Here is an 11,998-nt window from a genome sequence, read left to right on the forward strand (position 1 = left end):
CATCTTTAGTCTAAAAACCGGTTCTCAAACCTTAAATCAGGCTAAAACTACATTTTATTTCCAGGATTTTGATTAGTGCACCAAATATGTCCTTCCTGCCAGGGCTTTAAAAGACGCAATCCCATCGTTAATCTGAATAGCTGAAATTGGTTGGTGACTTTCATCATAAATTTTGGAACCCAAGGGTAATAATACCCTACATAGGCCATTTTTGGAGGCATGAATTTCAGCCTGGCGAAACTTATGGTTTCGCCATAAAATATCTACCTCGTAGCCCCCTCTGGCAACTAGCCCTTTAATGCTACCTGAGGCCCAGTCTTTGCTGCAAGGCAATGCAGGCAAAAACCTAATAACACTTTCATTACCATGACTTTGTAAAAGCATCTCTGCCATTCCTGCCACTGCACCAAAATTACCATCTATCTGAAAGGGAGGGTGAGCATCAAATAAATTGGGATAGGTGCCAGCTCCGCCCTTCATCTTTAGTTCCAGATCCGTAACAGGTGTAAGTAGCCCTTTCAATAATTTAAAGGCATGATCCCCATCGCCTAACCGGGCCCAGAAGCTAATTTTCCAGGCTCTTGACCATCCTGTACCACCATCACCTCGTAGTTGCAGGGTTTTCTCAGCGGCTTTGGCTAAATCTGGCGTACTCCAGGGTGTTATCTCGTCATAGGGGAAAAGTCCAAATAATTGAGAGGTATGCCGATGATGCGGATCCGTTGAGGGCCAATCATTTAACCATTCCTGGACACCTCCATCTGCTGGGCTGATTTGGTTTGGCGCCAATTGAATAAACAATTTCTGCAAAGAATCTGCAAAAAGGTGATCCTTATTTAATATGGCCGATGCTTTGATCGTTGCAGAAAATATATCCCTGCAAATCTGCATATCCATAGTTGGACCCATACAAGTCTGCCCAATAAAGCCGTTAGGCATTTTATAAGCATTTTCGGGTGAATTAGAAGGCGCTGTCACCAACCAGCCATGTTCAGGTTCTCTGATTAATATGCTGGACAAAAACTGGGCTGCGCCTTTTAAAACCTGATAATACTGGGCTAAAAATGAAGTATCCCGTGTAAATCTAAAATGCTCCCAAAGATGATCACATAACCATGCACCTCCTGTTAAAGTAGAGCCCCAATCAGCCCCCTCTCCGGGTGAAGTAAAAAACCACGGATTGGTAGCAACATGAGCTACCCAGCCTTTAGCCCTATAATAATTCCAGGCAGTTTTTTCTCCATTAGGGACCAGATGTCTGGTAAAACTAAATAATGGATCGGCCAGAGCGGATAAATTCGTTGTTTCTGCCAGCCAATAATTCATCTGCAAATTAATATTCAGATGATAATCAGCATTCCAAGGTGCCTGATACTCAACAGCCCACAACCCTTGTAAATTTGCCGGAAGTAATCCAGGTCTGGAGGAGCTGATCAGTAAATAACGTCCAAAATTAAAATATAGAACGGGAAGCGTTGGGTCTTCTCCATTTTTATAATATCGAATCAATCTTTTTTCGGTGGAAAGCCCGGCTACACTATCGCCTTCACTTCCAGTAGGTAACTCCAGAAGACACCGATTAAATAGTTTTTGAAACGAAGAACTATTGGCTTCTTTGGCCTGATCAAAAGCTACGTTTAAATTTTGATTATCAAGATGTTTCTTTAAAAATGCCGCCTCTGTCAGGGCCTGCAGATCCAGCTCAGGTCTGCAAGTCCCCGTATTGGGATCATAATCGGTCCTGCTATCTACCCTAATTACACAAACATGGCCACCTTTGACTAAAATACAGCTGTCTTCCTTATTTACTACGCCTTTATTCGTAAATACCTGAGCCGTGTTAACAAATCGCATCCCTGGCATTTTCCCGTTCGGTAATCTGCCTTCCATTACAACTTCATTTCCTTTGATGCTAAGAGCACTTACTGCGGCAGATCTTTTAAGGGAAATTGCTAAATCCAGGCCTTCCGGGCAGTCAGTTGTAATCTTAACCCAGGTAATGTCATTAATCCTATCTGTAAAGGCTTCCTGCTGATAATGATAGCCTTTTTTACGATAAGAAACTGTTCCGGTAGCAGTACTTAAATCAAGCGTCCTTTTATAATTTGTGATATCCTCCGACTTATTCCTATATAATATAGATAAATCACCGGCTGTCTGATAAGAGCCATAAGGATCATCTGCGCCATTTCCAAAGCCCGTGCCTCTACCGGCCGCCGTAAAGTGTTGCTGTAAAAGTTCTTGTGCTTTTTGATTTTCACCTTTTAATAAAAACGATTGAATCGGTTTTAAGTACTGGTAGGCATCCTTTCTGTCTCCGTCCTGGGGACCTCCGGACCAAAGCGTTATTTCATTTAATGCAATTCTTTCTGTATCTGTTCTACCAAAAATCAGGGCACCAATCCTCCCATTTCCCAATGGGATAGCCTGAGTGAAAGCCTGTGCAGGATGATCAAATACAATATTTAAATCTGGCCGTTGTCTAACTGTATCGAGATTATTTGCCTGGACTCTGCCCATGAAAATCGTTGCCAAACCCAATAATGTCAATACCTTTTTACTCCCGGAAAAAAAATAAACGAACATTAGATATTTTTTTTAGCTTTAACCCGTTCTTTAAAACGTAAATGTACAATTTGTGTCAGGAAGTTTCCACCAATATCCTGACAATAACTAATAGAATTTTAATAATTATTTGATATGTTACCACGTAGAAGATTTTTGCAACTTAGCTCTTTAGGCCTAGGCGGTTTAATGGCTTCCAATAGTTTTGGCAAGGGCCTTTCTTTAAATTCAGTGAATAAGCCCATTGTAATCTCAACCTGGGATGCGGGAATTGCGGCCAATGTAGATGCATGGAAAGTGTTGGCAAATGGCGGAAGGGCATTAGATGCCGTTGAAAAAGGTGTAATGGTCACGGAATCTTCCATCAACTGCTGTGTTGGCCTGGGTGCGAATCCGGACAGAGATGGCATTGTCACCTTAGATGCATCCATCATGGACGAACATGGCAATGCAGGAGCTGTAGCCGCAATAGAACGAATCAAACACCCCATCAGCGTGGCTAGAAAAGTTATGGAAAACACCCCGCATGTATTATTAGCCGGCGCTGGGGCTCAGGAATTTGCAATTTCACAAGGATTCCAGCTGGAACCTCAGGATCTTTCACCATCTGCTAGAAAAGCGTACAAAGACTGGTTGAAAAAGTCTGAATATAAACCAGAAATCAATATTGAACAGGCAGAAGGGGGCAACAAAAGTGCCTTTGCACCTCTTAAACTCGATAACGGGGACTGGAATCATGATACAATTGGTATGCTGGCCCTAGATCAGGCTGGCAATCTTAGCGGGAGCTGTACAACGAGTGGTATGGCCTTTAAAGTGAGAGGCAGAGTAGGAGACTCTCCTTTAATTGGCGCCGGGCTTTATGTAGACAACGCTTATGGAGCTGCCGTGTCAACAGGCCTGGGAGAGGAGGTCATAAAATCTGCCGGTACTCACCTGGTTGTCGAGTTCATGCGCCAGGGCCTGAGCCCTGACAAAGCCTGTAAACTTGCGGTAGAACGTATTGTTAGTCGCACAGGCAGCACCAAAGCTAAAGAGTTTCAGGTTGCATTTATTGCATTAAATAAGCAAGGTCAGGTGGGTGCCTATGCTATCCAAAAAGGATTTAGTTATGCAAGGCAAGACCAAAAGGTGAATAATGAATTAATTGCATCGGCAAGTATGTTCTAGAAAATTTCACTTAATAAAAACAGCATGTTTTCCTGTTTCTTTTCTTAGGAAAACATGCTGTTTTTATTTTCCCTAAACTGAAAGCCATTGAAAAAAAATCGTCCGGATTATCAATTCAGACAATCAAAATACAACCTGTTATAAATAGTAATGATAGCTTACAATTTTCCATTGAATCCAATCATTCAATATCCTTATTTTAATTGTATAAAATTCCTAATTGTACCTAAAAAAACCAATACACCTTTTTTAAAACCTTTTCGCCAACGTTTACATGGCCTAAAAGCCGCTTAAACCTCCCCTTTACCACTCAAACTACAACCCACTGTTTTAGGGCATTTCAGCCGGTATATTTCAAACAAGTTCTTTTAAAACAGCAAATACCGTCAGGCAATAAAATGCAACCGCCTATAAAGTGAATTGACCACTAACCGAATTTCGGTTTTTTTATTAAATGTTTTAAATCAGATTTGCACTACAATTATTTTCAAGAGCACGCAACCTTTTTAAGCAAATGGTCGTCTTTAATAAAAAATTAAAGACAATAATAATAGCAGCAGCTATATATAATTATCCATGAAAACATTTATAATTATTCTTTCAAGCATTCTTATATCTTCTTCTACCGTTTTTGGTCAGAATGTCTTAAAAGGTACGGTGCAAAATACAGATCACAATCCTTTGCCCTTTTGTGCAATTTCAGTCAGCCAGAAAGATTCCACAGAGCATTATATCACTTCAAAAATTACAGATAGTCTGGGAAATTTCACCATAGAAGTCCCAGCCGTAGGCAAATACCTAGTGAGAGCCACCGCTGTTGGATATGCAGATCAGGTAATAGAGATTACAACGGGAGCATCCGGCAATTTCTATTTAAGCCATGATGCACATCAGTTAAGTGACGTGTCTGTAACTGCCAAAAAGCCTTTGATTGAAAGAAAGCCGGACCGTCTGGTCATGAATATAGAAAACAATCCGCTAGCTACGGGAAAATCCTCCATGGAAGCTATCGGACTGGCTCCTGGAGTACTGGTAAGAGATGGTCAAATAATGGTCAATGGCATGACAGGTACCAGAGTAATGGTTAATGGAAAATTGCTTAAATTATCTGGTGATGACTTAACCAATTACTTAACTTCTCTTCGCTCAGATGAAATTGAATCCATCCAGATTATTGCCCATCCGCCGGCAGAATATGACGCAGAAGGTTCTGGGGGATTGATTAATATCATTCTTAAGAAACAAACTCAGTTAGGACTCAATGGCTCTGTATACGGAAATTATGCCCAAGGAAAATATCCCGAAACTTCGCAGGGAGCACAGTTAAATTTCAAAAAAGGAAAGTTGGGGCTTTTCGCCAGTTATGCATATAACTGGGAAAAAGGATTTAATAAACTGAACCAAACCAGAAGCTTTCCTGATGACGGCATCTATTCTGCCCAAAACAGAGGAATTTCCTGGGATAAAAATCAAAGGATACACACAGGAGCCACCTTTGACATTTCCCAAAAACAGTATTTGGCAATTGATTATACCGGTTCCTTTTCCAATGATGTTGAACAATTTAAAGCCACCACGCTTATCAATTATCCAGATGACCCATCGCACAATTCAACATCAAAAGGATATTTTCCTAGCAATTATCGCAGTGATTATAATGACATTGGTTTAAATTATCAAATAACTACAGACACGCTCGGTTCCAGTTTTACATTGCTTTCTGATTATACACTAAATCATGGACAATCCAACAACGAAGCGAACAGCAGTTTTTATGACAATAACAATCAATTTGTCAATGATACCACGTTTAAAAACCAGACACCATCAAAGGCAAAAATTTTTACAGCAGATGGGAAATTTAAAAAAATCTTTAAAAATGGAAGTAGCTTAGGCTTTGGCTCTAAAGTCAGCATTACGACCATTCATAACGCAGCCTTTTTCTCCTATTTGGATCAAAATAACTGGCAGGCGAATGAAGATCAGAACTTCATTTACAATTACAAAGAAAACATAGTGGCAGGGTATGCAAATTACAATGGCCATTTATTGGGTATGGATATCCAATTGGGTCTTAGAGGTGAGAATACTTCATTAACCGGAACCCTTTCTGATACAGCAGGCATCCAAAAAAATCCCAAAAGTTATTTTTCATTATTTCCAAGTATCTATCTGGTTAAACAACTCAATAAAGAGGGCACCAATAGTTTGAACATATCTTATAACAGACGCCTTAACCGCCCGGGATTTTCTTCCTTAAACCCCCATATCAGCTATATCGACAATTACACCTCAGGAAGAGGCAATCCTTACCTGACCCCGGAATTCACTAACTCATATGAGTTAAGTTACACATTACACAACAAATATATTTTTACGGCAGCCTATACCGACAGTAAGGATGTAATCAATAACGCTATAATTCCGGAAAAAAATGATCCGGAAAAAATGACGCAACAACCCATTAATTCCGGCGCCACTAAAATCTGGATGTTTACTGCGTTTGTTCCAGTGCAAATTACCAAATGGTGGATGACTCAAAACACCTTGCAGTTAAGTAATCAGCATGCCATTGCAGAAGCTTTTGATTTGCAAGAAAATATTGCAATGCTACAGTCTTCTCAGATCTTTCAGCTAGGTAAAGGTTATAGTGTTAGCGCTTCCGCTTATTATCTGAATAAGATCATATTTGCCAATGCTGTGCTTCATCATCTATTTAATACAGATTTGGCTATTCAAAAGAAATTCTTTAACAATAAACTGACAGTAAAGTTAGCAGGAGGTGATATCTTTGGCACCTCAAAAGTAAAAGGTAAATTCTTTTATAACGATTTCCGACTGAACTTCGACCAACTACAACAAAAGCAAAAAATAACATTCGGGTTAACCTATAATTTCAATCTTGGGAAAGCATTTAAAGCAAAAGCAATACAAAGCAGTAATGCAGAAGAAAAAAGCAGATTAAAATAATTTACAAACGAATAAGAGTAGTCAATTACATTGCTACACGACCGATTTGTCTCATGTTCTTTTTTTAATGTATTATATTTAGTATATAAAAAAGGAACCCCGCTGAATGTCTATTCAGCGGGAATTTTTATTTATAACCTTCACCTTGCTTCAAGGGTAGCAAAGCTAAAGACTTAAGACAGCTGATAGTCGAATTAACTTAGAGAAAGAGACAGGTATGACAACCCATGGATTTCTTTTTTAAAATTAAATAACGTATTGATTAATAATACTTTTCAACAACTCCTAACCCGAATAGGGCAAAATCATATTTTGAAGGATCCTTAGCATCCAGTTTTTTTAAATGACCAGTCAGCTCCACAGCCGAACGCCAATCAGTTTGTTTTCTGTCCAGTAGTCCCAGCTTTCTTGCCACTTTGGCAACATGCAGATCTACAGGACAGATTAATCCAGACATGGGTATCCGACTCCACAGTCCTAAATCAACCCCCTTATTATCCTTTCGAACCATCCACCGTAAAAACATATTGAGCCGTTTACAGGTTGCCTTTTTCTCCGGCGTTGCAATATGTTTACGGGTCCGGTATGGTAGATCCGGAAGGGAGAAAAAATAATGATAAAAGTGAATCAGACTTACTTCCATTGAAAATGACTCATTATCAGGAAGTTCCATCAAAAACGCATCCTCGAGCGATTCATATAATGTATAGTGGTGGCGAAAAAACTCCACAAAATACAGTAAATCCGTATCATTAAAGGTCCGATGTTTAAACCCTAATAATCGCTTTAAATCCTGATCCTCATGCTGCAGGCAAAACTGGTAAGGTGCATTGTCCATCCGCTCCAATAGTTCTGTAGCTTTATTAATAATTATTTTTCTATTGCCCCAGGCAAAAATAGCAGCAAAAAAGCCGGCGATTTCCTGATCTTGTAACGTAGAAAAACGGTGCGGGACACAGACTGGATCTTCCTTTATAAAAGAAGGCTGGTTAAACTCAGCGACTTTACTGTCTAAAAACTTTTTTAAATCCATTTAGCGAAGTAAAGGAATTTCTGCAGGATTGCGCCTGTAATTTACCGTACATGACCGCCTTTTTCCGTTTATCTAAAAATAGTACGTATCGATTGAAAACCATATTATATTTGCTAGGCTTTTCAATTTCAGGCAAAATGGCAAAAAAAGGCCAACTTTTCCTTGTAAAAGTTCAAAATGCAAGCAAATACATGAGTAAACTAAAGCTAGTAGTCGTATTTATGATGGCCCCCATGCTAATTTTTGCCCAGCAAAATGACATTTGGGACCTGCAAAGGTGTGTAACTTATGCCCTTGATAATAATATTTCAGTAAAACAGTCTGATATCCAGGCCAGGTTGGATGCATTAAGCCTGAAACAAGCAAAAAGCGGTCAAATACCCACTTTAAATTTCAATACCCAGGGCGGTTATAATTTTGGCCGTTCAGTGGACCCTACCACCAATCAGTTTACGACCAATAGAGTCTTATTCCAGAGTTATGGCCTCCAGACAGGGGTTACGCTATTTAATTTTTTTAAGCTCCAAAATGATATTAAAAGTAAAAAAATTGAAAGTGAATCTTCCCAACAGGATATCAACAGAGCTAAAAGTGATGTAACCTTGAATGTGGCTGCTGCCTATTTGCAGTATTTATTGGCAAAAGAGCAGGTAAATATTGCCAAAGGACAAATAGAACTGACTACCAATCAGTTAGAACTAACCAAAAAACAAGTCGCCGCCGGGGCTCTTCCAGAACTGAATGCGGCGCAATTATCCGCGCAACTAGCCACAGATAGTAGCACTTATATTACAAACCAAACCACTATGGAGCAAAATAAGCTCCAATTGCTGGCATTATTGAATTTAAGTGCGGATACCCCATTTGAGGTTTCTTTACCGGATGTCGATAAAATTCCACTGGAGCCTCTAAGTGAATTAGAACCGGGTGCCCTTTACCAAAATGCACTTAATACTCAATATCAGCAAAAAGTTGATTCGTTAAAAATCCTGGCTGCCCAATATGCTGCAAAATCTGCGAGAGCATCCATGTACCCTTCTTTATCCGCCTTTGGATCTGTTGGGTCTAATTATGCCAGTTCCTATATGACTCAGTCAGGTAGTTTTCCTTATACAGACACTATTGGCAGTGTTAATATAAACGGACAAAATTACTACACTACGGCTCAGGGGCAGATACCCGTTTATAGCAAAGCGGGATATGGCAAACAAATTTTTGACATTAACCTTTCACAGGCTGTCGGACTCACTTTGAACATCCCGATTTTCAATAATCGTCAGTCCAAAACCGCCTGGGAACAGGCTAAATTAAATGTCACCAATCTGGAATTACAACAGGAACAAAACAAGCAAACTTTACAGCAGGACATCTATAAAGCTTATACCAACGCAAAGTCAGGAATTGAAAAATTTAATGCAAATTCAAAAGGAGCTTCTTACGCTCAATATGCATATCACCTGGCAGAGCTCCGGTATGATAATGGCATGTTATCCGCCTCAGATTATCTGGTTCAGCAAAATAATTTATATACTGCTAAAATCAACCAGGTAGCCGCCCGTTATGAATATATTTTCAGGTTAAAAGTTCTGGAATTTTATAAATTCAACCATATAAATTTATAAACAGCTTTTCTAGATTGTTATTTAATATTCAGTCAACAATTATTTAAAGCCTCATTCATCAACTGACCCTTTATTATATAAATACTATGAGTAAGAAGTTTAAATGGATTATCATTATTTTGGTCATTATCATTGCTCTATTAATTGCCTTAAGCAAAATGGGGGTATTTGGTAAGGATGAAGGTATTAAAGTATCCGCAGAGAAAGCTGCGAACCGTACCATAACGGAACTGGTAACGGCCTCGGGGCAAATTTATCCGGTCACTGAGGTTAAAGTTTCTTCAGACATTTCCGGAGAAATCGTAGACCTGCCGGTGCAAGAAGGAGATACGGTCAGAAAAGGACAGGTATTAGCAAAAATTTACGCCGATATCTACGCCAGTCAAAGAGATCAGGCTGCAGCTGTAGTTGCACAATCCAAAGCACAGGTTCAAAATGCGATAGACCAGTTGGCCGGATTAAAAGCCACCCTGAACCAAACGCAGGAGGCCTACAACCGTAATAAAATTTTACTGGATCAGAAGGTTATCTCTAAATCAGAATTTGAACAAGCAGAACAGGCATATTTATCTGCCAAAGCCAACTATAATGCTGCTGAGGCCACTATTAATGCCAATAAATTTAATGTTCAAAGTTCACAGGCAAGCCTTTTAAGAGCCCAAACGGACGTTGAACGTGCGACCATCGTGTCACCTATGGATGGCATTATCAGCTTAATGGATGTTAAAAAAGGCGAACGTGTAGTAGGTACTGCCCAGATGACGGGAACAGAAATGATGCGAATCGCCGACTTAGGACAAATTGAGGTCCGGGTAAATGTGGGGGAAAATGATATTCATAAAGTAAGGATTGGAGACAAAGCGAATGTTCAGGTCGACGCTTATAATCAGCGCAAATTCAGAGGCGTCGTTACACAGATAGCCAATCCGCAGCCTAATGATGCCACATCCGCTACGGCCACTGCTTCTACCACTGCAACCAATTACCTCGTTCATATTTTATTGGAACCGGACAGCTACAAAGATTTAATCGGCAAAGGCAAACCTTTCCCTTTCAGACCCAGTATGTCAGCGAGTGCAGATATAGAAACAAATACGGAGGAAGGAGTACTGGCAGTTCCCATTAACGCGGTAACCACCAGAGATAATAAAGATTTAAATAGCGCTGACACAGCAAAGTCTTCCGTTGCAAAAAAAACGGATTCAACAAAAAATAAGGAAAATTCAGACGATAATATATCTGAAGTGGTATTTGTCATAGGCCAGGACGGTAAAGTAAAACCAGTAGTGGTCACTACAGGAATACAGGATATAAATTATATCCAAATTACAAGTGGATTAAAGGCAGGAGACCAGGTAGTTACGGGCTCCTATGACACTGTCAGTAAACTTCTAAAATCTGGAGATAAAGTCAAAGTCGTGGACAAGTCGCAATTGATAGAGGCCACAAAAAAATAAAGAATTAACTACATAAAAAAAGCCGTTGTAAATGCAAAGCCTGCATATACAACGGCTTTTTTTATGCAGAATTTAGGTCAAGAATTCCCATTCATTTCAGGATACTTATCTTTCAAATAAGAACCTCGCACCGGGGGATTCCTATAAATAAAAAAAATAACATGTTTTTAATGTACTCAGTGGCATTTTTTTGCGAAATTGAGATTAAGTAAGCGAATGTAAAATCCTTATCGGCAAATTAATAAACTCCTGTATTGCAATTATTTGTAATATAGAAAAAGCTCTAATGGCTGAATACTTCGCTAGACAAAAATCACATTAAAAAAAATCAAATGAAACTAAAAAACCAGATAGCCATTATCACGGGTTCTTCCAGTGGAATCGGCAAAAGTGTGGCGGAATGCATGGCTGCAGCAGGAGCAAAAGTTGTCATCAACTATCCGTTTGAAAAAGGTAAAGCGGAGGCTCAGCAAATACTTGATGGAATAAAATCAAAGGGAGGTGAAGGTATAATATGTCAATGTGATGTCAGCCAGGAAGATCAGGTAATTGCCATGTTTGAGAGTACCATTAAAACTTTTGGAACAGTTGATATTCTGGTTAATAATGCCGGCATCCAGGTGGACAGCCCCTTTGAAAACATGACGCTAAAGCAGTGGAATGCGGTTGTCAACGTTAATTTAACGGGGCAGTTTTTATGCGCTAGGGAAGCTATCAAGGAATTTTTAAGAAGAGGAGTAGATGCTGAAAAATCATGCGCCGCAGGAAAAATCATCCATATGAGCAGCGTACACCAGGTTATACCTTGGGCCGGACATGCTAATTATGCAACAAGTAAAGGCGGCATTGATCTGTTAATGCAAACAATTGCTCAGGAATTTGCCGGCCGTAAAATAAGAGTCAATAGCATATGCCCAGGAGCTATCCAGACCCCTATAAATAAAGATGCCTGGAGTACAAAAGAAGCGCTGGATAGTTTATTGACCCTTATTCCTTATAATAGAATCGGGCAACCAGAGGACATTGGTAAGGCCGCCGTCTGGCTCGCCAGCGATGAAAGTGATTATGTAACCGGAGCCTCTTTATTTGTAGATGGAGGTATGACATTATTTCCCGGATTCAGAACGAATGGCTAAATAAATTTCTTTCACAGAAAATAGACAATTTTTAAGGCCAGCCTC

At 39.7% G+C, this 11,998-nt stretch carries 7 protein-coding genes; 5 read left to right on the forward strand and 2 right to left on the reverse strand.

Going from position 1 to position 11,998, the window contains the following annotated elements; genetic code table 11:
* Positions 1-72: 72 nt before the first annotated feature.
* Positions 73-2,586 (reverse strand): glycoside hydrolase family 95 protein, encoded by a 2,514-nt coding sequence (locus BLU80_RS04095; RefSeq protein ID WP_211481741.1) that lies wholly within the window; start codon positions 2,584-2,586, stop codon positions 73-75.
* 114 nt (positions 2,587-2,700) lie between these two features.
* Here BLU80_RS04095 and BLU80_RS04100 point away from each other — a divergent pair, with 114 nt between their 5' ends.
* Positions 2,701-3,735, forward strand: a complete 1,035-nt coding sequence (locus BLU80_RS04100) for an isoaspartyl peptidase/L-asparaginase family protein (protein WP_091393839.1) — start codon at positions 2,701-2,703, stop codon at positions 3,733-3,735.
* 576 nt (positions 3,736-4,311) lie between these two features.
* Positions 4,312-6,705: a TonB-dependent receptor domain-containing protein gene (locus tag BLU80_RS04105; RefSeq protein WP_091393842.1), complete on the forward strand. Its 2,394-nt coding sequence runs from the start codon at positions 4,312-4,314 to the stop codon at positions 6,703-6,705.
* 262 nt (positions 6,706-6,967) lie between these two features.
* Here BLU80_RS04105 and BLU80_RS04110 read toward each other — a convergent pair whose 3' ends face one another.
* Complete coding sequence (locus tag BLU80_RS04110; protein ID WP_091393844.1) at positions 6,968-7,738, reverse strand: TIGR02757 family protein; 771 nt, start codon at positions 7,736-7,738, stop codon at positions 6,968-6,970.
* A 191-nt stretch (positions 7,739-7,929) separates the two neighbouring features.
* Between BLU80_RS04110 and BLU80_RS04115 the strand changes: the two genes are divergently transcribed.
* The 3 genes from BLU80_RS04115 (at position 7,930) to BLU80_RS04125 (ending at position 11,953) form a co-directional block, all read left to right on the forward strand.
* The gene (locus BLU80_RS04115; protein ID WP_170831133.1) at positions 7,930-9,360 is read left to right on the forward strand and encodes a TolC family protein; all 1,431 of its coding nucleotides are present in this window, start codon (positions 7,930-7,932) and stop codon (positions 9,358-9,360) included.
* Between the two features lie 86 nt (positions 9,361-9,446).
* The gene (locus tag BLU80_RS04120) at positions 9,447-10,817 is read left to right on the forward strand and encodes an efflux RND transporter periplasmic adaptor subunit (protein ID WP_091393848.1); all 1,371 of its coding nucleotides are present in this window, start codon (positions 9,447-9,449) and stop codon (positions 10,815-10,817) included.
* 332 nt (positions 10,818-11,149) lie between these two features.
* Positions 11,150-11,953, forward strand: a complete 804-nt coding sequence (locus BLU80_RS04125) for an SDR family oxidoreductase (RefSeq protein WP_091393851.1) — start codon at positions 11,150-11,152, stop codon at positions 11,951-11,953.
* The last annotated feature ends 45 nt before the right edge of the window (positions 11,954-11,998 follow it).

It is taken from the genome of Arachidicoccus rhizosphaerae (assembly GCF_900107765.1).
In the GTDB taxonomy this organism is placed as follows: domain Bacteria; phylum Bacteroidota; class Bacteroidia; order Chitinophagales; family Chitinophagaceae; genus Arachidicoccus; species Arachidicoccus rhizosphaerae.